General features: G+C 39.9%; 25 protein-coding genes. 8 read left to right on the forward strand and 17 right to left on the reverse strand.

Annotated elements, in window-relative coordinates; translation table 11 throughout:
- Nucleotides 1-72: 72 nt before the first annotated feature.
- From trmB to HMPREF2634_RS09360, 4 genes are read right to left on the reverse strand one after another with little or no spacing between them, the layout of a single operon-like run.
- Nucleotides 73-708 (reverse strand): tRNA (guanosine(46)-N7)-methyltransferase TrmB, encoded by a 636-nt coding sequence (gene trmB, locus HMPREF2634_RS09345; RefSeq protein WP_021001286.1) that lies wholly within the window; start codon nucleotides 706-708, stop codon nucleotides 73-75.
- Nucleotides 705-1,502 carry a cell cycle regulator CcrZ gene (gene ccrZ / locus HMPREF2634_RS09350; RefSeq protein WP_003025972.1) on the reverse strand — a complete coding sequence of 266 codons (798 nt, stop codon included), beginning with the start codon at nucleotides 1,500-1,502 and terminating at the stop codon, nucleotides 705-707. Before ccrZ ends, trmB begins: the two co-directional genes overlap by 4 nt.
- A gap of 50 nt (nucleotides 1,503-1,552) precedes the next feature.
- A complete protein-coding gene (locus HMPREF2634_RS09355) occupies nucleotides 1,553-2,599 on the reverse strand; it encodes an ABC transporter permease (protein WP_021001285.1) in 1,047 nt (348 codons plus the stop codon).
- Nucleotides 2,596-3,327: an ABC transporter ATP-binding protein gene (locus tag HMPREF2634_RS09360; protein WP_003025975.1), complete on the reverse strand. Its 732-nt coding sequence runs from the start codon at nucleotides 3,325-3,327 to the stop codon at nucleotides 2,596-2,598. Before HMPREF2634_RS09360 ends, HMPREF2634_RS09355 begins: the two co-directional genes overlap by 4 nt.
- Nucleotides 3,328-3,395: 68 nt before the next feature.
- On the opposite strand from HMPREF2634_RS09360, the gene HMPREF2634_RS09365 reads away from it, so the two are divergent.
- Together HMPREF2634_RS09365 and HMPREF2634_RS09370 are read left to right on the forward strand one after the other, a co-directional pair.
- A complete protein-coding gene (locus HMPREF2634_RS09365) occupies nucleotides 3,396-3,806 on the forward strand; it encodes an HIT family protein (protein WP_003025977.1) in 411 nt (136 codons plus the stop codon).
- A gap of 9 nt (nucleotides 3,807-3,815) precedes the next feature.
- A complete protein-coding gene (locus HMPREF2634_RS09370) occupies nucleotides 3,816-4,103 on the forward strand; it encodes a hypothetical protein (protein WP_021001284.1) in 288 nt (95 codons plus the stop codon).
- 46 nt (nucleotides 4,104-4,149) lie between these two features.
- Here HMPREF2634_RS09370 and HMPREF2634_RS09375 read toward each other — a convergent pair whose 3' ends face one another.
- The 5 genes from HMPREF2634_RS09375 to HMPREF2634_RS09395 form a co-directional block, all read right to left on the reverse strand.
- On the reverse strand, nucleotides 4,150-5,265 hold the full coding sequence (locus HMPREF2634_RS09375) for a glycopolymer--peptidoglycan transferase LytR (RefSeq protein WP_003025979.1): 1,116 nt from the start codon (nucleotides 5,263-5,265) through the stop codon (nucleotides 4,150-4,152).
- Nucleotides 5,266-5,271: 6 nt separating this feature from the next.
- Nucleotides 5,272-5,793 (reverse strand): GNAT family N-acetyltransferase, encoded by a 522-nt coding sequence (locus HMPREF2634_RS09380; RefSeq protein WP_021001282.1) that lies wholly within the window; start codon nucleotides 5,791-5,793, stop codon nucleotides 5,272-5,274.
- Nucleotides 5,786-6,226 (reverse strand): tRNA (adenosine(37)-N6)-threonylcarbamoyltransferase complex ATPase subunit type 1 TsaE, encoded by a 441-nt coding sequence (tsaE, locus tag HMPREF2634_RS09385; RefSeq protein WP_003033807.1) that lies wholly within the window; start codon nucleotides 6,224-6,226, stop codon nucleotides 5,786-5,788. The genes HMPREF2634_RS09380 and tsaE overlap by 8 nt, the downstream gene beginning before the upstream one ends.
- A gap of 242 nt (nucleotides 6,227-6,468) precedes the next feature.
- The gene (locus tag HMPREF2634_RS09390; protein ID WP_070836502.1) at nucleotides 6,469-7,908 is read right to left on the reverse strand and encodes an NCS2 family permease; all 1,440 of its coding nucleotides are present in this window, start codon (nucleotides 7,906-7,908) and stop codon (nucleotides 6,469-6,471) included.
- A 118-nt stretch (nucleotides 7,909-8,026) separates the two neighbouring features.
- On the reverse strand, nucleotides 8,027-8,626 hold the full coding sequence (locus tag HMPREF2634_RS09395; protein WP_021001280.1) for a DUF1361 domain-containing protein: 600 nt from the start codon (nucleotides 8,624-8,626) through the stop codon (nucleotides 8,027-8,029).
- A gap of 106 nt (nucleotides 8,627-8,732) precedes the next feature.
- Between HMPREF2634_RS09395 and HMPREF2634_RS09400 the strand changes: the two genes are divergently transcribed.
- The 6 genes from HMPREF2634_RS09400 (at nucleotide 8,733) to serS (ending at nucleotide 14,712) form a co-directional block, all read left to right on the forward strand.
- Entirely contained in the window at nucleotides 8,733-9,545 is an 813-nt protein-coding gene (locus tag HMPREF2634_RS09400; protein WP_003025986.1) for a Cof-type HAD-IIB family hydrolase, read from the forward strand.
- Nucleotides 9,546-10,021: 476 nt separating this feature from the next.
- Nucleotides 10,022-11,011 (forward strand): PTS sugar transporter subunit IIB, encoded by a 990-nt coding sequence (locus tag HMPREF2634_RS09405; protein ID WP_003025988.1) that lies wholly within the window; start codon nucleotides 10,022-10,024, stop codon nucleotides 11,009-11,011.
- A 17-nt stretch (nucleotides 11,012-11,028) separates the two neighbouring features.
- Entirely contained in the window at nucleotides 11,029-11,832 is an 804-nt protein-coding gene (locus tag HMPREF2634_RS09410; protein ID WP_003033793.1) for a PTS mannose/fructose/sorbose transporter subunit IIC, read from the forward strand.
- Between the two features lie 19 nt (nucleotides 11,833-11,851).
- Entirely contained in the window at nucleotides 11,852-12,763 is a 912-nt protein-coding gene (locus tag HMPREF2634_RS09415; RefSeq protein WP_003025990.1) for a PTS system mannose/fructose/sorbose family transporter subunit IID, read from the forward strand.
- A gap of 86 nt (nucleotides 12,764-12,849) precedes the next feature.
- Nucleotides 12,850-13,221, forward strand: coding sequence for a DUF956 family protein (locus HMPREF2634_RS09420; RefSeq protein WP_021001279.1), 372 nt, complete (start codon nucleotides 12,850-12,852; stop codon nucleotides 13,219-13,221).
- Between the two features lie 213 nt (nucleotides 13,222-13,434).
- Nucleotides 13,435-14,712 carry a serine--tRNA ligase gene (serS, locus tag HMPREF2634_RS09425; RefSeq protein ID WP_021001278.1) on the forward strand — a complete coding sequence of 426 codons (1,278 nt, stop codon included), beginning with the start codon at nucleotides 13,435-13,437 and terminating at the stop codon, nucleotides 14,710-14,712.
- Between the two features lie 40 nt (nucleotides 14,713-14,752).
- Here serS and HMPREF2634_RS09430 read toward each other — a convergent pair whose 3' ends face one another.
- The 8 genes from HMPREF2634_RS09430 to fabG form a co-directional block, all read right to left on the reverse strand.
- Nucleotides 14,753-15,412 (reverse strand): VTT domain-containing protein, encoded by a 660-nt coding sequence (locus tag HMPREF2634_RS09430; RefSeq protein WP_021001277.1) that lies wholly within the window; start codon nucleotides 15,410-15,412, stop codon nucleotides 14,753-14,755.
- A gap of 115 nt (nucleotides 15,413-15,527) precedes the next feature.
- The gene (locus HMPREF2634_RS09435) at nucleotides 15,528-16,298 is read right to left on the reverse strand and encodes an acetyl-CoA carboxylase carboxyl transferase subunit alpha (protein ID WP_003025997.1); all 771 of its coding nucleotides are present in this window, start codon (nucleotides 16,296-16,298) and stop codon (nucleotides 15,528-15,530) included.
- The gene (gene accD / locus HMPREF2634_RS09440; protein ID WP_004224967.1) at nucleotides 16,295-17,158 is read right to left on the reverse strand and encodes an acetyl-CoA carboxylase, carboxyltransferase subunit beta; all 864 of its coding nucleotides are present in this window, start codon (nucleotides 17,156-17,158) and stop codon (nucleotides 16,295-16,297) included. The genes HMPREF2634_RS09435 and accD overlap by 4 nt, the downstream gene beginning before the upstream one ends.
- A gap of 20 nt (nucleotides 17,159-17,178) precedes the next feature.
- Nucleotides 17,179-18,546: an acetyl-CoA carboxylase biotin carboxylase subunit gene (locus HMPREF2634_RS09445; RefSeq protein ID WP_021001276.1), complete on the reverse strand. Its 1,368-nt coding sequence runs from the start codon at nucleotides 18,544-18,546 to the stop codon at nucleotides 17,179-17,181.
- A gap of 16 nt (nucleotides 18,547-18,562) precedes the next feature.
- Entirely contained in the window at nucleotides 18,563-18,985 is a 423-nt protein-coding gene (fabZ, locus tag HMPREF2634_RS09450; RefSeq protein ID WP_021001275.1) for a 3-hydroxyacyl-ACP dehydratase FabZ, read from the reverse strand.
- Nucleotides 18,982-19,461, reverse strand: a complete 480-nt coding sequence (gene accB / locus HMPREF2634_RS09455; protein WP_004224978.1) for an acetyl-CoA carboxylase biotin carboxyl carrier protein — start codon at nucleotides 19,459-19,461, stop codon at nucleotides 18,982-18,984. Before accB ends, fabZ begins: the two co-directional genes overlap by 4 nt.
- Entirely contained in the window at nucleotides 19,462-20,694 is a 1,233-nt protein-coding gene (gene fabF, locus HMPREF2634_RS09460) for a beta-ketoacyl-ACP synthase II (RefSeq protein WP_021001274.1), read from the reverse strand.
- 62 nt (nucleotides 20,695-20,756) lie between these two features.
- Nucleotides 20,757-21,491: a 3-oxoacyl-[acyl-carrier-protein] reductase gene (gene fabG / locus HMPREF2634_RS09465; protein WP_003033081.1), complete on the reverse strand. Its 735-nt coding sequence runs from the start codon at nucleotides 21,489-21,491 to the stop codon at nucleotides 20,757-20,759.

Here is a 21,491-nt window from a genome sequence, read left to right on the forward strand (position 1 = left end):
ATTCGTTTATTACTAAATCTGATAGAAGCTGGGATACTTTTTGCCCAACCTCTTTCAATTATCTATTTCACCTTAAAACTCTGCCTCAACCCGATAGATGACTTGACCTTTGTTGGCAAATTTTTGCTCATATTCCGTCATCACATTATTCTCAAAGTCGCTCGCGTGCAAATCCAACCAAACGCCATTTAGTTTCATGCCGTATTGAGAAAAACTTACCAAGCTATATTCAAAGAGACCACGATTATCTGTTTTGAAATGAATCTCACCATGTTCTGGTAAAATTTGCTTAAAGGTATCGAGAAAAGATTTGTAGGTCAAGCGCCGTTTTTCATGGCGTTTCTTGGGCCAAGGATCAGAAAAATTCAGATACAAACGATCAATCTCTCCATTTTCAAAGTAGTTGGTCAAATCAGAACCATCTACCCAAAGGAGCTTGATATTGGGAACATCAGCTACTAAAACCTTATCCAAGGCGTAACTCAAAACAGATTTTTGAATATCAATTCCGATATAGTTAATTTCTGAATGAGCTTTTGCCATTTCTGAAACAAACGCACCCTTTCCACTTCCCACTTCAATATGAATAGGATGATTATTGCCAAAAATTTCGTGCCATTTTCCCTTTGCTTCAGCAGGATTTAAAATCACATATTGCGGGTTTGCTTCTAATAATTTCGTCGCCCCTTTACGATTTCTAACTCTCATGACATCTTTCTTCCGTATTTTGAGCGGAAGTTGCGCAAGGCATAAATCTCCCGATTCACATTTTCCAAGTCTGCATTTTCATAATACTTCGCAATCTGACATAGGTAAGCATACTGACCATACCAGTATAATTTCTTCAATACCGTTTCATTATAGCGATAGCCATAGTAGGTCAACCATTCTTTCCAACGCGCTTCTGGAATATAATGACTTAACATATGGGCCACATCAAACATTCGATCTGTCAAACGCACAGAATCCCAATCTACCAAATACACCAAACCGCTGTCCGTTTCAATCCAATTACTATGCCGAACATCTCCATGTACAATCGTTGCATAATCCTCACGAAATTGCGGCAGATTGCTACGCATGTCTCTTAAAACAGACCGTAAATATTGATTATTGCTAAGTGCGATTGGAGCATGTTCCAACCAGGATTCCACTAAATCTGCTGGCGTTTCCAAAGCATAACCCAGCCGGCGCAGTTGTGTCATCAAGGGACGTGAGCGATGCAAACGCGTCAAAATATTTACAATTTGCTTTTTGTCCATTTCAGCTGGTGTCAAGATCTTTCCTGACAGCCACTCTTGCGCACTCATAACGTTGCCATCTGCCATGCGACGACTCCACAATAGTTGTGGTGCAATTTGTTCTCTAGCTAAACCTACTAAGATTGGGGTTGTATTCATCTTGACGAAAACGCGCGCCCCATCTGGATAGGTGCCCATGTAGGCTTTTCCACTCTTGCCTGCAATCGGCGTCAGAGTTAGCTCATTATCAACCAAGTCCATTATTCCCCTCCGTAAAAAGTTTCCCATCTATTTTACTAATTTTACTTCCTTTAGTCAACCAAACTTCTTAATTTAAATGGTAAATAGATGAAATAAAGTAGCAATGTAATTCCAATCATAAAAAGCAAAGCTACTCTATCTTGGAAAAACAACAAAGCCATTATTGTTTCCACAAAAAGCACGCTGTAGCCAATAAGAATAATCACTTGTTTCACTCCTTTTAATTTCAATCCAGTTTCCAAAGGAAATAAGAACGTCAAATATTGATAATCAAAAGCATTGTACAAGGCTGTCAACTGAAATAGCAAGAGATAATTCAACAAAGCCACGAAAATAGCCGCAATCCATGATTGACTGATAAAACCAATTCCCAAAAGAGACAGAAACAGCAACCGTATAGTCAAGGCCAGAAAATCACCATTTCGTAAATAAGAACGCAAATATATATTTTGCCAAGTGGTTGACTGTCTTTTTGGTAGAATATTTGTCAAACCATCAAGATACGCACGGCGTTTCACACTATTAGAAATTCCTTTGACATTGGTAAAGAGAGCAAAGAAACGTAGGATTGTCTGCTTACGTCTTTCTTCATAAGCAATGAGATAGCTCCAATTCACCCCTGCACCTTGGTAAAATTTTTGACTTTTCTGCAAAAATACGAACCATTTTGCTATCAACATAAGAAAAACAAGAATAAACCAGCCCCAAAGCGGCATGCCTAAGGCAAGAAAAAGCGGTACTAATAGTAACAACACAACGGTTTGAAGCAAGGCCCATAATCGATAAGATAAACGCGTTTGTTCTTGTAGGTAGCTTTTTAATTCCTCCTCTTTGACTAACAAAAATAAACTATCTGGTTTTTCCATATAAGTCGCGATTCGTCCCAAAGGCAATAATAAGAACAAAAGAACCACTAAAGCAAGAATGATTGGCAGGTGATTTTTAGGAAAATTTCGTAACAGTTGACTGTATTGAACAGCTAAAAAGCCAATAAAGACCAATAAAAAGAGGACAAAATGGTCATTAAAAACATAGCGTGAATACTTCAAACATTGATTGCGAAATACTTGCCTGCGCTTTTGAAACAGATTTCTCATAGGCTCGCCTCTTCTGTCAAAGCTAGATAAATGTCATTGAGACTAGCTTCTGGCATGGCAAATTCTGCTCGTAATTCTGCTAAATTGCCTTTAGCTCGGATTTCTCCCTTATGCAATATCACGAATGAATCACACATCTTTTCTGCCGAATCCAGCACATGCGTACTCATAAGAATTGACTTGCCTTTTGCCTTTTCATCCTCCAAAAGCTCTATCAAGTCAGCAATGGCAACTGGATCAAGTCCTAAAAATGGTTCATCAACGATAAAAAGGCTGGGGTCAACCACAAATGCACAGATAATCATGACTTTTTGCTTCATCCCCTTAGAAAAATGCACCGGAAACCAATCTAATTTTTCTTTCAAGCGAAACATCGTCAATAATTTTTCCACGCGTGCAAAAGCCACCTTTTGCTCCACATTATAGGCCATAGCAACCGTTTCAATATGTTCTCTTAAAGTCAATTCTTCGTACAAACTAGGTGTTTCCGGAATAAAACCAATTTTCTCACGATAAGCCGTAGGACTATCTTGCAGTTTGGCACCGTCAATTAAAATTTCACCCTTATAAGGAGTTAAAAGTCCGATAATTTCATTGATTGTAGTGGATTTACCCGCACCATTCAAGCCAATCAACCCCACCAGTTCCCCATTTCCTACTGTGAAACTGATGTCTTTTAAAACAGGGATATTCACATAGCCCCCTGTAAGCCCTTTTATTTCTAACATATTTTCTCCAAATTCTGGTATAATGTTCTTATATTATAACAAAATCTAGCAAAGTAGAGGTAAATTTGATGGCAGATTGCATTTTTTGTAAGATTATTGCAGGAGAAATTCCAGCTTCTAAAGTATATGAAGACGATGAAATTCTAGCGTTTTTAGACATCTCACAAGTAACGCCCGGACATACCTTGGTTGTCCCTAAAAAACATTTCCGCAACATGCTTGAAATGGACGGTGAAGCTGCCAGTCAACTTTTTGCACGAATACCAGATATTGCTCGTAAAGTGATGAAGGCGACTGGTGCAAAGGGGATGAATATCATCAATAATAACGAAGAAATTGCCGGTCAATCTGTCTTCCATACACATGTCCATTTAGCACCACGCTATACAGAAAATGATGATTTAAAACTGACTTTCGTGGCGCACGAACCAAACTTCCCTGCTCTTGCAGAATTAGCCGAAAAAATTTCAAAAGCATAAGGAGAAACCATGAAACTTAGTAATCTATTGTTATTCACCGGTGCAGCTGCAGCCAGCTTTTGCCTTGTTAAAAATAGAGAAAAACTCATAAACGAGGCTGTTGAAAGTTATGAGCTAATGGACAGGATTCAATACAATCTCCAAAACATTCAACGAAATCTCCAAGTCGTTCAAGAGCAAAAAGACAATCTCCAAACAATTTCACAGGATTTAACTTACCAATTCAAACTTTTTGAGCAAGACGCTACTGCTCGACTTCAACAAATTCAAGATATCTGGAACACTCACATCAACTAAGAAATAAAAAAGAATTTAGCGTGTGTCTAAATTCTTTTTTATTATGTCATTGTCCGTATTGACCGTAATACTGTCCATTTTGATCTGTTCCATAAGGATTGCTTGAATACGCAGAAGAATCAGCAGCACCAGTTGTTGCGTCATTTCCTGACTGACCGGAACTAGGAGCAGCACTGCCATACAATTCTTCATATAAAACCGCATTGGTTTCCAATTCAGTCACTTCGTCCAAGCCAAGCGATTTTCTCAGAACATTTTGCATTTCCAACATATGCTCCGAAGTTACGATTTGGTAAGATCCACCGTCTGGTAACGTGGCACCCTCACCTTTCAATTGCTTACTTTCAATATTTTTAAAAGCATCTTGGTAACCTAATAATTGCGGAATACTGCCAGAAGACAACTCTACATTGGTCTGCATATTGTTGCTAACAGCTTTTAAAATTGCTTGATAGTGGCTGACACTGTTTAAGCTCAGCACTTTTTGGACTACTTTTTGAATCACTTCACGTTGGCGCTTTTGACGTCCATAATCCCCTTCCGGATCTTGATAACGCATCCGCGAATAGACCAGTGCTTGATCACCATTGATATGTTGTTTCCCTGGTTCAACAACTGCTTTGTATTCTGGCTCGTTTTCTTCAATCGAGATAGGAAAACCAAGGGTGTTATTGACCGTAATGCCTCCAACAGCATCAACTAATTGCACCAGACCTTTCATATTGATCAGAACATAACGATCGATGTGAATATTCATCATTTTTTGAATCGTTGAAATCGCTAGTTCGGCACCACCATTAGCATAAGCTGCATTAAGTTTTGCTTGCGTTGTTCCATCAGCGGTTTTAATTTTGGTAAGAATATCCCTTTCCAAACTCATCATTGTTGTTTTTTTTGTCTTAGGATTAACTGTTACGAGAATCATGGAATCACTATTTCCAGCCCACCGATCTGAGCGCGATCCACTACCTGTATCCACCCCCATCAAAAGCAAGGTCAAAGGTTTGGTAGCAGCAATCACATTTGTTTCTTTCCCAAAGCTCTTGTAAGTCTTAGACAATACATCCGTTGATTGGTTATAAATCGTAAATCCATAAACGCCTAGTCCTGCAACCGTTACAAGACACAAGCTTAAAAACATTAAGATAATTTTTTTTAACATATTATTCTAATCTATCAGTTTTCCCATTAGGTAAACATCAAGAAATTTCCCCTCTGCAAGATAGGCTCCTCTTTTTTGAATGCCCTCAATCTCAAACCCAAACGCTTGATACAAATGAACAGCACGTTCATTTCTTACTTGTACAGTTAATTCTAATCGCCGAATCACTCCAGAATTCTCTGCCCAGTCAATTGCCTCTTCTAAAAGAAACTTTCCTATGCCTTGATTCCAAAATGCTCTTTTAACCACGATAAAGACCTGTCCAATATGTCGAATCCGCTCATGAAAATCATCCGTAATACTTACAAGACCAGCAATCGCATCATCTAATAGTGCAATTAGATAAATCTGATTATCTGACGCGGCTTGATGTTGAATGAAAGAGCTCATCTGCTCTTCTGTCATCAAAATCCCTGCGTCATCTAATGTCATGTAATCTGACTCTTGCCCAACCTGATTAAGAAAATCAATTAAAGATTTGGCATCTTGAGGTTCTGCTTCTCTTATAACTAGCTCTAACTCAGCCATTGACAAATTCCTCAAGCAGTTTCTCAGCTCGATGTCCTTTTGCGTCAAAGACCAATTCTCGACCATCACTTTTTCTTAAAATTGTCAATTTGAGATAGTCACTTGGCAAACTATCTCCCAACAATTCGCCCCATTCAATAACCGTCACTCCATCTCCAAAGAGAAAATCGTCTAAATCAATAGAATCTGGATCTTCCCCAATGCGATAAACGTCCAAATGATAAAGCGGCAGGCGTCCGTCATATTCTCGTACAATAGTGTAGGTCGGACTTTTAATCATTTGTTTGATACCCAGTCCACGCGCTAAACCTTTGGTGAAGGTTGTTTTCCCAGCACCCAAGTCACCCGTTAAAATCAAAACATCTTGTTTTCGGAGTAAAGCGCCTAATTTCTCGCCCCACGCCATCAACTCATCTTCATTATGGCTAAACATTCTTTTATTATACCAGAAGTTTTCATTTTCTGCTGAAATTTAACAAAAGAAAAGAGGCTGGGGCAAAAGTCCTTAACCTCGTCAGATTTTTATGAGTTTCTTGCAAGTCGCAGTGGTTGAGTGGGTTCTATTCGGTTGATAAATAAACCTTTACATCCCTACTCAACTGTGCGGGGGGGGGACGACAAAATCAAATTTCTTCGAAATTACCGATTTTTGTCCCACTCCCGATTTTTCAATCATTAAGCCAAAGCTAGACTAATAAAGTTTAGGATAAACAAAGCATCCAATACCCAGATAATAGGGTGGACTTCCTTGGCTTCACCTTTGATGATTTTCACAAAAGCATACATGATGAATCCTACGGCAATACCATGAGTAATACTATAAGTAAAGCCCATGAAAACGGATGTAAAGAATGCTGGTACTGCTTCTGATAAATCGTCCCATTCAATATCTTTCATGCTAGAGAGCATCATAATTCCCACAATGATAAGAATAGGTGCTACCGCTACCGTTGGTACAATAGCAAGAAGTGGACTAAAGAAGCTTGACACAGCAAACAAAGCTGCAACGACAAGCGCTGTCAAGCCAGTACGACCGCCCGCTTCAATTCCAGCTGCACTTTCTACATAAGTCGTAACATTTGAAGTTCCTGCAATCGCACCAATCGTTGTACCAACCATGTCTGAAAATAATGCCTTATCCATTTTAGTTTGAAGGCCAGACGAATCTTTAGCAGCTTCTTCATCTGCAGTGTTAAAGATGCCCGCTTTGCGCCCTGTACTAATCAAAGTTCCAATATTATCAAAAATATCTGTTAATGAAAAGGCCAAAATAGCAAGAAGCACTTCTGGAATGCGAGAAGGTTTTGCAAATAAAGCTAACAAACCGTTTTTGCCTAAAGCTGCACCAAAAATCTTTCCTAAATCCTGAACAGCAGCACCGATATTATTGGAAGCAAAATTGATTTTTGAAAGATCTACAACTCCCACCAAAATGGCTACGATCGTGGTTGCTGCAATGGAGAGAACAATCCCTCCGCGAATGCGTTTGAGAACAAAGAAAATGGTGATGAAAATTCCAAACAAAGCTACAAGAACAGCTGGATTGTTAAAATCTACCAAGCCCGGCGTTGCCATTCCATTAGCTGTGATAGCTGCTTGTGCTTTATCAGCGCCTTTTCCCGCAACAGTATATGTTCCCGGATCGATTGAAAATTTCAAAAGTCCTGCTTTTTTCACTCCGATATAAGCTAGGAAAATCCCAATCCCACCAGAAATAGCGTATTTCAAACTCTCTGGAATTGCATGAATAATAATTGTACGAACTTTGGTTAGCGTAACAATAATGCTGATAATCCCACAAAGGAAAACCATGGCAAGTGCTTCTTGCCAAGTATACCCCAGTGCAAACACAACGGTATAAGTAAAGAAAGCATTCAGTCCCATACCAGGCGCCTGAGCGTAAGGAATGTTGGCATATACAGCCATCATCAGCGTCCCTGCAACAGTCCCAATGATAGTCGCTAAGAAAACACCTTGTGCTGGCATGCCTGTTTGACTGAGCATTTCAGGGTTGACAAAGAGGATATAACTCATTGCAAAGAAAGTGGTTAAACCAGCAAGAACTTCTGTACGAACCGTCGTACCGTTCTCTTTTAGTTTAAAAAACTTGTCCATTTTTAAAATCTCCTTAAATTTTACGAACGATAATAGATATAATATCACAAAACATTCACGATTTCAACAGAAGTTTTAAAAGCAAACAAATTAATTCAATGTTTTATACAGAAAATCTTTATTTAGACTGATTTTTACTCAAAAAGACCAAGGACATGATTTGAATAAAGGTAAACCCTAAAATGAATAGCAGGCGCTCCCTCTGCAAAGCAGCTGTCAATCGCTCAAAGACTAACGTAGGATGGCTGACTAGATCCCAAGAATTGAGCCGATCATAGCGACCAATGTAAATCGCGAGACTCGATAAAAATGAGACAGCTCCAATAGTCAAATATTCCAGCCACCATTTGAGCTTCAAATAGCCCGAAATCAAATTCCAGCTCTCTATTCCGCATAGAACCCCGAAGAAAATACTTGGAACAAAGGCCATAAAAAGATGTAGACTTTCTCGGTTCCACAAGGTGTCACTCACCCAGTGCATGTGTACCAAATCTGTAATCATATAGAACGTATTGGGATAAAACACCAGCCAAAGAATCGCTACAAGTAAGAAAAACCATTTTTTCTTAAATTGAATGGCTATAAAAGCCGCATCATAGGCAACCAAAGCTAGAAACATATTCCAAATCAAATCCGGACCTTTTGTCAAAATTCCTTCAGCATAAACGATAGCAGAAATAATCGCAAAGAAAATATGAATGATAATTGTTTTACGCATACTCGATTTCCTCCTTCGTTATATAAGAAAACATTATATCACAAATTCTGCACTTTCATCTTAAAATCTGCTATAATAGAAAACAGCACAAATGAAAGAGTAGACTATGACAAAAAAAGTAATTGCAGTAGATTTAGACGGAACCTTGCTCAATTCTGACAGCAAACTATCTGAATTTACAAAAGAAACAATTAAAAAAATTTCTAAAAAAGGACATCATGTTGTCATCACAACTGGACGCCCTTATCGAATGGCACGGGAATTTTATAAAGAATTGGAGCTACACACTCCAATGATCAACTTTAATGGCTCTTTGACCCATATCCCTGAGAAAAAATGGCAACAGGAAAGATGTATCACTTTAGATAAGGAATATCTATTAGACATTGTCAAAAGGAAGGAAGAGATTGAAGCAGACTTCATTGCTGGAGAATATCGAAAGAAATTTTATATCACAGCCCCCAATGAAACGATTGCCGACCCGAAATTATTTGGTGTAGAATCTTTTCAACCTGAAAATCAATTTAATCCAGAATTGGTTACCAAAAATCCCAACTGTATCCTTTTGCAAACGCATGCCAATGATAAATATGCTTTGGCGGATGAGTTGAATCAATTTTATCAACAACAATTATCTATCAACACTTGGGGCGGTCCGCTCAATATCCTTGAATGCACTCCAAAAGGCGTCAACAAAGCTTTTGCTTTGAAATATTTATTAGAGGTTCTGAACGTAGAGCGAAAAGATTTGATTGCTTTTGGTGACGAACACAATGATACAGAGATGTTAGCTTTTGCAGGTACTGGCTATGCCATGAAAAACGCTAGCCAAACACTTCTTCCTTACGCAGATGAGCAACTGCCGCTGACCAATGACCAAGACGGAGTCGCTCATCAATTATTGAAACTATTTTTATAATGAGACTTAGAGTTGGACAGGTTTTCTGCCCGACTCTTTAATATTTACACGTAATCTTCCCAGATTTCATTTTTCTGCAACTGATTATGCACTAGCAATCATGGGGCGGTCTCATCAGCTGTTGATTTTCAATTATTTTCTATCAGTTTATTTATGCCATAAATTAAATATTATAAATTTTATTTTTTAAATTTAAAATGTTTCTAGATTTTTTATTGATTCTCCTCTTTCTTCTTCAATAATTCATGTAGATAGAATTATTTTTTCAAAACTTTCATTATTTTTCCAATCGCTTTTCAAAGTTAATATATTGTTTAAATTGCTAGTTTTGTCCGTTTACAATCTGTCAAAAATATGAAAGATTTTGATTTTTTTAGCTCAAACTATTGCATTTTTCATGAAAACGTTTTATACTTAAGTAGTCTTAAATTTTTCTTAAACTTAAGTCAAACATTTTATAAGGAGGAAAGACAATAATGAGTATCGGAATCATTATTGCAAGCCATGGTGAATTTGCTGCTGGTATTCATCAATCAGGTTCTATGATTTTTGGTGAGCAAGAAAAAGTTCAAGTTGTAACTTTTATGCCAAATGAAGGTCCTGATGATTTGTATGCTAAGTTCAATGACGCTGTGGCTGCTTTTGACGCGAACGATGAAGTTCTAGTTTTGGCTGACCTGTGGAGTGGTTCTCCATTTAACCAAGCTAGCCGCGTAATGGGTGAAAATCCTAACCGTAAGTTCGCGATCATTACAGGTTTGAATCTGCCAATGTTGATTCAAGCTTATACAGAACGAATGATGGATGCCAATGCTGGCGTTGACGCTGTTGCCGCAAACATCATCAAAGAAGCCAAGGACGGAGTGAAAGCTCTTCCTGAAGAACTAAATCCTGTAGCTGAGGTAGCAAGTGCACCGGCTGCACCAACTGCTCAAGCTGCTATTCCAGAAGGAACCGTTATCGGCGATGGCAAGTTGAAAATCAATCTTGCTCGTATCGATACACGTCTTCTTCACGGTCAAGTTGCAACTGCTTGGACACCAGATTCTAAAGCAGACCGTATCATCGTTGCTTCTGACTCCGTATCAGCTGATAAACTTCGTAAAGAGTTAATCAAACAAGCTGCTCCTGGTAATGTCAAAGCAAATGTTGTCCCAATTGACAAATTGATTGCGGTAGCAAAAGACCCCCGTTTTGGTAACACACATGCACTGATTCTTTTTGAAACTCCTCAAGATGCACTTCGTGCTGTTGAAGGTGGTGTCGATATCAAAACACTCAATGTTGGCTCAATGGCTCACTCAACTGGTAAAACAATGGTCAATAACGTTTTGTCAATGGACAAAGACGATGTTGCAACCTTTGAAAAATTGCGTGACCTCGGAGTGGAATTTGACGTACGTAAAGTGCCAAATGACTCCAAAAAAGATTTGTTTGACTTAATTAAAAAAGCCAACGTTCAATAATGGAAAGGATTTAGAATATGTCAATTATTTCTATGATTTTAGTGGTCTTCGTTGCCTTTCTTGCTGGACTCGAAGGAATCTTGGACCAATTTCAATTCCACCAACCACTTGTTGCTTGTACCTTGATTGGTCTTGTAACAGGACACTTGGAAGCAGGTGTCATCCTTGGTGGTACACTTCAAATGATTGCTCTTGGTTGGGCAAACATTGGTGCTGCCGTTGCTCCTGATGCCGCACTTGCTTCTGTAGCATCTGCAATCATCATGGTACAAGGTGGCGACTTCACTGATAAAGGTATCAGTTTCGCTTATACAACTGCTATCCCTCTTGCAGTTGCAGGTCTCTTCCTTACAATGATTGTTCGTACAATTTCAGTAGGTCTTGTTCACGGTGCTGATGCTGCTGCTAAAGAAGGTAACATCGGTGCTGTAGAACGTACTCACTTAGTTGCACTTCTTCTTCAAGGTCTTCGTATTGCTATTCCTGCTGCTCTTCTTCTTGCAGTTCCAACATCAGTTGTTCAAGGTGTCTTGAATGCTATGCCTGCTTGGTTGTCAGGTGGTATGGCTGTCGGTGGTGGTATGGTCGTTGCCGTTGGTTACGCGATGGTTATCAACATGATGGCAACTCGCGAAGTATGGCCATTCTTTGCTATCGGTTTTGCACTTGCAGCTTTATCAAACCTTACTCTTATTGCTATGGGTACTATTGGTGTCGCAATTGCCTTGATTTACATCAACCTTTCTAAAAAAGGCGGAAATGGTGGTGGCGGTTCTGCTACATCAAATGACCCAATTGGTGATATTTTAGAAGACTACTAAGAAGGGAGCTACTAATACCATGACAGAAAAAATTCAATTATCAAAATCAGATCGTCAAAAAGTTTGGTGGCGTTCAACTTTCTTGCAAGGTTCTTGGAACTATGAACGGATGCAAAACTTAGGTTGGGCGTACGCACTTATCCCAGCTATCAAAAAACTTTACACTTCTAAAGAAGACCGTGCTGCGGCCCTTGAACGTCACTTGGAATTCTTTAATACTCACCCATACGTAGCTGCTCCTATCATTGGTGTGACACTTGCCCTTGAAGAAGAAAAGGCTAACGGTGCTGAAATTGACAACACTGCTATCCAGGGGGTTAAAATCGGTATGATGGGACCTCTTGCTGGTATCGGTGACCCAGTCTTCTGGTTTACCGTTCGTCCTATCCTCGGTGCTCTTGGTGCCTCACTTGCTATGGCAGGTAACGTGGTGGGTCCAATCCTCTTCTTCGTACTTTGGAATCTTATCCGTATGGCCTTCTTATGGTACACTCAAGAACTTGGCTACAAAGCTGGTTCTGAAATTACAAAAGACATGTCAGGTGGTATTCTTCAAGACATCACCAAAGGAGCTTCAATCCTCGGTATGTTCATCATCGCCGTTCTTGTTGAACGTTGGGTAAACATTGCATTTACAGTTTCACTCCCTTCTAAAACTTTGTCTAAAGGTGCGTACATTGAATTTCCTAAGGGAAACGTAACAGGTCAACAATTGCACGATATTCTTGGTCAAGTAAATAGTGGTCTTGGACTTGATAAAATGCAAGCACAAACACTCCAAGGACAACTGGATGCATTGATTCCTGGTCTGATGGGACTTCTTCTTACATTCCTCTGCATGTGGTTGCTTAAGAAGAAAGTTTCTCCAATCACAATTATCATCGGTCTCTTCATCGTTGGTATTGTGGCACGCTTCTTCGGAATCATGTAAATAACAAAAAGAAGGTTTCGGCCTTCTTTTTTATTGACAATAAATGTGCTATAATAGGGAGGATAATAGATAAATGAGGATTGAACATGGCACAGTCACAAAATACAAAAATTGATTTTCAAACAACAGGAACTTCTTATCTGGGAATTGGAGGGAAAGTTGGAAAATTCTTAGTTGGAGATAAGGCACTTGAATTTTATGCAGATGCCAATGTCGAAGACTATATTCAAATCCCTTGGGATACTATCCATCAAATCGGTGCCAATGTGTCTGGCAAACGAATTAGTCGTCATTTTGAAGTCTTTACTGACAAAGGTAAATTTCTCTTTGCCTCAAAAGATGCTGGAACTATTTTGAAACATGCTCGAAATCATATCGGCAATGAAAAGGTCGTTAAATTACCGACACTGATTCAAACAATTGGTCAATTTTTTAAAAATCTATTTGCAAAAAAATAAGAATTCTTGTATAATCATAGGAAACGGATAAGTAAATCTAGTATCTCTTTCAGAAAGTCTGCGGCAGCTGTGAGCAGATAGGGAGCTAGCTTGAAATTCTACCGTGATACTAATTTCATAAACAATCAAGTGCACTTATGTGAAGTTGGATGGAACCGTGGCTCTGCCACTCCAACACTTTCCATAGGTGCATTTTTATTTAAGGAGGTTCTGATGTTAGATATTAAACGCATTCGCACAGATTTTGATATCATCGCAAAAAAACTAGCTACTCGTGGCGTTGACGCTGCAACACTTGATAAAATGAAAGAGTTTGATAGCAAACGCCGTGAACTCTTGGTCAAGGTTGAAAATTTAAAAGCAGAGCGTAACACGGTTTCAGCAGAAATTGCCCAAGCGAAACGTAATAAAGACAATGCTGATGATAAAATTGCTGCCATGCAAAAATTATCTGCTGAAATTAAATCATTAGACGCAGAGTTAGCAGAAATTGACGCTATATTAACCGAGTTTACAACGACTTTGCCAAATATTCCTCACGATAGTGTGCCGGTAGGTGCTGACGAAGACGATAATGTAGAAGTTCGCCGTTGGGGGACGCCACGTGTGTTTGACTTTGATGTAAAAGCTCACTGGGATCTTGGTGAAAATCTTGATATTCTCGACTGGGAACGCGGGGCAAAAGTAACCGGCGCTCGCTTCCTCTTTTACAAAGGATTAGGAGCTCGTCTAGAACGCGCTATTTATAATTTCATGTTAGACGAGCATCAAAGAGAGGGCTACACAGAAGTCATCCCTCCTTACATGGTTAATCACGATTCTATGTTTGGGACTGGTCAATATCCAAAATTCAAAGAAGATACGTTTGAATTGAGCGATACAAATTACGTTCTCATTCCAACTGCTGAAGTTCCTTTGACAAACTACTACCGAGGGGAAATTTTAGACGGAAAAGACTTGCCAATCTACTTCACAGCCATGAGTCCGTCTTTTCGTTCTGAAGCTGGTTCTGCCGGTCGTGACACCCGTGGTTTGATTCGTTTGCATCAATTCCACAAAGTAGAAATGGTCAAATTTGCCAAGCCAGAGCATTCTTATGAAGAATTAGAAAAAATGACCGCTAATGCGGAAAATATCCTGCAAAAGTTGAATCTTCCTTACCGTGTCGTTGCACTTTCTACAGGGGATATGGGCTTCTCTGCGGCGAAGACCTACGACTTGGAAGTCTGGATTCCAGCACAGAATACCTACCGTGAAATTTCTAGCTGTTCCAATACCGAAGATTTCCAAGCTCGTCGTGCCCAAATCCGTTACCGTGACGAAGCAGATGGCAAGGTCAAACTCCTACACACTTTGAATGGATCTGGTCTTGCAGTTGGTCGTACCGTTGCAGCTATTCTTGAAAATTATCAAAATGAAGACGGCTCCGTCACTATTCCAGAAGTACTTCGTCCATACATGGGCGGTGTGAAAGTGATTGCCCCAAAATAACATAAAAACTCTGAGATTTTCAAATCATCTCAGAGTTTTCTTATCTCTTCATTTGATTGTTTCGCTTTTTAATCATTGCACTTCGAACCACACTTATCACAGTTGGGAGTAAGGTGACAATGACAATTCCCAAAATAATCGCTGAAAAATGAGTTTTCACAAAGGGAATATTCCCAAAAAGATATCCTGCCCCTGTCGCAATCAAAGACCAAGACAAAGCAGCGATAAAAGCTCGTTTCAGAAAAGAATGAACAGGGAATTGACTAATGCCTGCTACAAAAGGCACAAAGGTACGAATAATGGGAATATAGCGTCCTAAAATAATAGAAGTAGAGCCATGTTTTTCAAAATACACTTCTGCTTCTTTGATATTTTCTTCTTTTATCAATTTACTGAAAAATTTATAATGTACAAAACGATAACCCAAGGTTCTGCCAATGAAGAAATTACAGGTATCGCCGACAAAAGCTCCCACAAAAAATAGAAGCATAAAAAGTAGAACATTAAAATGCATCGCTGGATTAGCTGATAGAGCGCCTGCAGCAAAAAGTAAGCTGTCTCCCGGCAAGAATGGAAATACTACCACAGCTGTCTCAATAAAAATCACCAAAAACAAAATCAAATACGTCCAGCCACCTACAGCATGAGCAATATTATAAATGTGTGCATCAATATGCAAGATAAAATCAATAATAAACATCTCTTCTCCTTTTGTCCATTCTCTATTATAGCAGAAAATACTACAGAAAAGAGTATTTTAAAAATAAAAAAACAGAAATGGACGGTACAACAAGCCAATCCACTTCTGATTTTTATTAGTATTTTCGAAATCGTTGGTAACGTGCTTCTAAAAGTTGTTCAAGTGGTAGTTGAGACAAATTTGCTAATTCAGCGACTATTTCTTGTTTCACAGCATACAATAAATCTTGATTGCTGAGTCCTGCTTCTGGAATCACCTTGTCCACTACTCCCATATCAAGAAGCTCATGAGAAGTGATTTTCATGAGTTCTGCAGCTTCCATAGCACGACTGCCGTCTTTCCACAAGATAGAAGCAAAACCTTCGGGACTAAGCACCGCGTAAATTGAATTTTCTAGCATCCAGACCTTGTCTGCAACAGCTAAAGCTAGTGCTCCTCCAGAGCCACCCTCACCGATAATAATAGCAATAATCGGCACCTTTAAATCACTCATTTCGAGCAAATTACGCGCAATAGCTTCTCCTTGACCGCGCTCTTCAGCACCGACTCCTGGATAAGCACCGGCTGTGTTGATAAACGTAACGACAGGACGACCAAATTTCTCTGCCTGCTTCATCAAGCGAAGTGCCTTTCGATAACCTTCTGGATGAGGTTGCCCAAAATTCCGTTGCAAATTATCCTGTAGATTGCGTCCTTTTTGAATCCCAACAACGGTGATGGGCTGACCATCTAAAGTTCCGATTCCACCGATAACCGCTCCGTCATCTCGAAAAGAACGATCGCCATGTAATTCAATAAAATTCTCGCAAATTCCTTGCGCAAAATCCAAAGCTGTCAATCGTGCCTGATCTCGTGCTTCTTTAATAATTCGGGTAATCTTTGTCATTGTTCACCTCCATGGAAAGCCAAGAGCATTGCAATGGTGGAGCGCAATTCCAAACGTTTGACAATGGCATCTACAAATCCATGCTCTAGCAAAAATTCCGCCTTTTGAAAATCATCAGGCAATTTTTCACGAACAGTCGTTTCAATCACCCGGCGGCCTGCAAAACCAACGAGCGCTTGTGTCTCAGCCAAAATAATGTCTCCTTCCATGGCAAAAGAGGCCGTCACCCCACCCGTGGTCGGATCTGTCAAAATCGTCAAATAAAACAAGCCAGCATTAGAATGGCGTTTCACCGCTGCGGATACTTTAGCCATTTGCATCAAACTCATAATGCCTTCTTGCATGCGAGCGCCACCAGAAGCTGTGAACAAGGTGACTGGCAACTGATGTTCTGTAGCATATTCAAAAAGACGAGTAATTTTTTCCCCAACGACTGTTCCCATAGAAGCCATGATAAAGTTGGAATCCATGATCCCCAGTGCAGTTTTTTGACCACCGATTGTCGCAATTCCTGTTAGTATCGCTTCATCCAAACCTGTTTTTTCACGGACAGTTCTTAATTTTTCACGATATTTAGGAAACTTCAAGGGGTCTGATGTTTCAATTCCTGTAAATAATTCCTCAAAACTATTGGCATCTACCGTTAAATTGAGGCGTTCAAAAGCTGAAATACGAAACGTATAGCCACATTGCGGGCAAATCCGTTCACTTCCCAAATCTTTTTGGTAAATGATATGCTTACATCCTGGACATTTTGAAAACAGTTCATCCGGAAACTCTGGTTTCACTTGAGGTTTCTCACGACTGGAACGGTTTGGATTGATCCGAATATACTTATCCTTTTTGGAAAACAAAGCCATGACTTATATCCTTTACTCCTCTACTTTTTCTTTTGATAAGCTGGTAAAAATTTCTCCATAAGAAAAGCTGTATCATAATCGCCAGCAATGACATGTGGGTCTGAAATCAAATCTAACTGAAAACCGCTATTTGTCACAATGCCGTCGATTTCTAATTCATAGAGCGCACGCTGCATTTTCATAAGTGCATCAAAACGATTTTCACCATGAACAATAATCTTGGCAATCATGCTGTCATAATACGGCGGAATCGTGTAGCCAGGATAAACTGCAGAATCCACACGCAACCCCACTCCCCCACTCGGTAGATAGAGATTAGAAATCTTTCCCGGACTTGGTGCAAAGTTAAATGCAGGATTTTCTGCATTGATTCGGCATTCAATCGCGTGACCTGTTATATGAATATCTTCTTGGTTAAAAGACAGCTCTTGCCCCGCAGCAATTTTTATTTGCTCCTTGACAATATCCACTCCCGTTACAAATTCCGTTATCGGATGCTCCACTTGGACACGTGTATTCATTTCCATGAAATAAAATTCTCTTTTGTCTTCGTCAAATAAGAATTCAATCGTTCCAGCGTTTTCATATCCGACAGATTTTGCAGCTCGAACAGCTGCTTCCCCAATCTTCTGACGAAGCGTTTTGCCAATCGCAACCGACGGACTTTCTTCCAGCACTTTTTGATTATTTCTTTGAAGTGAACAATCGCGCTCGCCTAAGTGGACAACATGACCATGTTGGTCAGCCAAAATTTGGACTTCAATATGACGAGCCGGATAAATAACCCGCTCCATATACATGGCGCCATTTCCGAAAGCTGCTTTGGCTTCTCTGGAAGCCGATTCAAAGGCGGCCACTAAATCTTCCACCTTTTCGACTTTCCGAATGCCTTTGCCACCACCGCCAGCAGAAGCTTTCAGCATGACTGGATAACCGATTTTTTCTGCAACCGCAAGTGCTTCGTCTGAAGTATGAACTTCGCCGCTAGAACCTGGAATTACAGGCACATTAGCCTTAATCATCTGAGCACGCGCATTGATTTTATCCCCCATTAAATCCATTACCGCTCCAGAAGGACCGATAAATTTAATACCAACTTCCTCGCACATGGTCGCAAATTTAGAATTCTCACTCAAAAAACCAAAGCCTGGATGAATCGCCTCTGCTCCAGTCAAAACTGCGGCGGAAAGAACCGCATTCATATTGAGGTAGGATTCTGTCGACTTTGCTGGACCTATACAAACCGCTTCATCTGCCAGTAAAGTATGGAGGGCTTCTTTGTCAGCAGTAGAATAGACTGCGACTGTCGCAATCCCTAACTCTCTAGCTGCACGAATAATTCTGACCGCAATTTCCCCACGGTTGGCAATTAAAATCTTACGAAACATGGTGAAATCTCCTTTTTTATTGTCCGAGGGCAAAAGTTAAAGTACCACTCGCTGCCAACTTCCCGTCAACTTCTGCTTTCGCTTCCACAACCGCAATGGTGCCACGACGCTTCACAAACTTCGCTGTCATGATGAGCTGATCACCAGGAACAACTTGTTTTTTAAATTTCACCTTGTCCATTCCGGCATAAAAGACCAATTTCCCCTTATTTTCCTCCTTGGACAATTCCAAAACACCGGCTGTTTGAGCCAAAGCCTCCATAATGAGAACTCCTGGCATGACAGGATATTTAGGAAAATGACCGTTAAAGAAAGGCTCATTGATTGTAACATTTTTAAGCGCTACAATCTCATCTTCTTTCACTTCCAGCACACGGTCAACCAATAGCATAGGATAACGATGTGGAAGAGCTTCTTTTATCGCATTGATATCAATCATTTAATCCGCACCAAACCTTTCCCAAATTCGACCATTTCTTCGTTTTGGACAAGAATTTCTGTCACAATACCGTCCTTAGGTGACGGAACTTCATTCATCACTTTCATGGCCTCAATAATCATCAAGGTTTGCCCCTTCTTCACTTGGTCGCCAACGGAAACAAAAGAAGGTTTATCAGGACCTGAAGCAAGATAAGCAACTCCAACCAATGGACTTTCTACTACATCGCCTTCAGCTATGGGTATTTCTGGACTAATGGTTTCCTCCACAATTGGAGGAACAGTTGGCTGGGTAACTTCGACTTGTGAAACAAGATTGGTGTTCACTGTTGAATCCTCTGCAGAAGGAGCAATTGATTCAACTGTTCTTTCATTTTTACTGAACGTTAATTCATCACTTTGATTTTTATAAGAAAATTCACGCAGACTTGATTGGTCAAATTGAGCCATCAAATCTTTGATTTCATTGATATTCATTTAAGCCTCCCAGCGCTTGAATGCAAGTACAGCATTGTGCCCACCAAAGCCAAAGGTATTTGAAATCGCATATGGAATATCATGTTCTTGCCCTTGACCATAGATGACATTCGCCTCGATATCATCTGAAAGTTCTTGCGTTCCTGCAGTCATCGGTACAAAGTTATGACGCATTGCCTCAATCGTTGCAATAGCTTCTACTGCACCAGCTGCACCAAGAAGGTGACCTGTGAAAGATTTCGTAGAAGAAACCGGTACTTCTTTCCCAAGAACATTAACAATCGCTTGACTTTCACCTTTTTCATTGGCTTGTGTAGAAGTTCCATGAGCATTCACATAGGCAATATCTGAAGGTTGTAATCCTGCTTCTTCAATGGCTAGTTTCATAGCTTTAGCAGCCCCTGTACCAGCTGGTGATGGTGTTGTCATGTGATATGCGTCACAAGTATTTCCATACCCCACAATTTCTGCTAAAATCGTTGCCCCACGTTTTTCAGCATGTTCTAGACTTTCAATTACCAAAACACCTGCACCTTCTCCCATTACAAATCCATTTCGATCTTTATCAAATGGAATAGATGAACGTTTTGGATCTTCATTTGTGGACAGAGCTGTAAGAGCTGCAAAACCGCCGATACCAATTTCGTTGATAGAGCATTCAGAACCACCTGCTAAAATAACATCTTGAAAACCAAATTTAATTTCACGGAATGCCTCTCCAATAGCATCATTAGAAGACGCACAAGCAGTTGTAATAGATTTACATACCCCATTAGCTCCCACACGAATAGCGATATTTCCGGCTCCCATATTTGAAAGTGCTTTAGGAATGAAGAGCGGTTGGATACGATTGGCTCCTCTTTCATGCATTCGGATAATTTGATCTTGCAATTCTTTTAAGCCACCAATCCCACTAGATACAATGACACCAAATCGATCATGGTCAACTGTCTCGGTATCTAGATGAGCATTTTCTAACGCTTCTAAAGCTGCATGAATGGCATAAATAGAATACATATCCATACGATTTTTGTCTTTTTTAACAAAATGTTTTTCTAGTGGGAAATCTTTAATTTCTGCTGCATTATGTACACCAATCACACTAGGATCAAAATTCGTAATTGGACCAATACCAATCTTCCCTTCTTTTAGACTATCCCAAAACTCTTCGGGTGTGTTTCCAATAGGAGAAGTTACTCCATATCCTGTTACAACAACTCGATTTAGTTTCATTTCAAACTCCTTTATTAAGAAAATATATCACATGCTTAAAACTCGTACGTTTTAGTCATCTTCTACCTCATGGTTAACCCGCCATCAATGGCAATGACTTGCCCAGTTAAATACTCTTGACGAGCTAGAAAGGCTGCCACTTCTGCCACTTCGCTGGTATTCCCAAAGCGTTTCATTGGAATTTGTGCTAACGTAGCTTCTTTCACTTTATCAGACAAAACATCGGTCATATCTGACTCAATCATACCTGGCGCAATAGCATTCACTCGTACATTGCGAGCTGCTACTTCACGCGCTACAGACTTAGTAAATCCAATCAGTCCAGCCTTAGAAGCCGCATAGTTTGCTTGACCGACATTGCCAATCAAACCAACCACACTTGATACATTGATAACAGCACCTTGACGAGCTTTCGACATTGGCTTCAAAACCGCTTGAGTCATATTAAAAGCACCAACAAGATTCACTTTCAAGACCTGTTCAAAATCTTCCTCTGTCAATTTTAGCATGAGTTTATCTTTTGTAATCCCTGCATTATTGACTAGAATATCCACGCTTCCAAGTTTTTCGATAGCTTCTTCTACCATCCGCTTAGCATCCGTGCTATCTGATACATCACCAGAGATAGAAGCCACTTGTACACCATAATCTGAAAATTCAGAGACGAGCACCTCATCAATCTCACGGCGACCGTTTAAAACAATGTTGGAACCTAGACTTGCAAACTTATGTGCCATTGCAAGACCAATTCCACGTGTTGAACCAGTTATAAAAACATTTTTACCTTTCAGTTCCAT

Source organism: Streptococcus sp. HMSC034B03 (assembly GCF_001838575.1).
GTDB lineage: Bacteria > Bacillota > Bacilli > Lactobacillales > Streptococcaceae > Streptococcus > Streptococcus anginosus.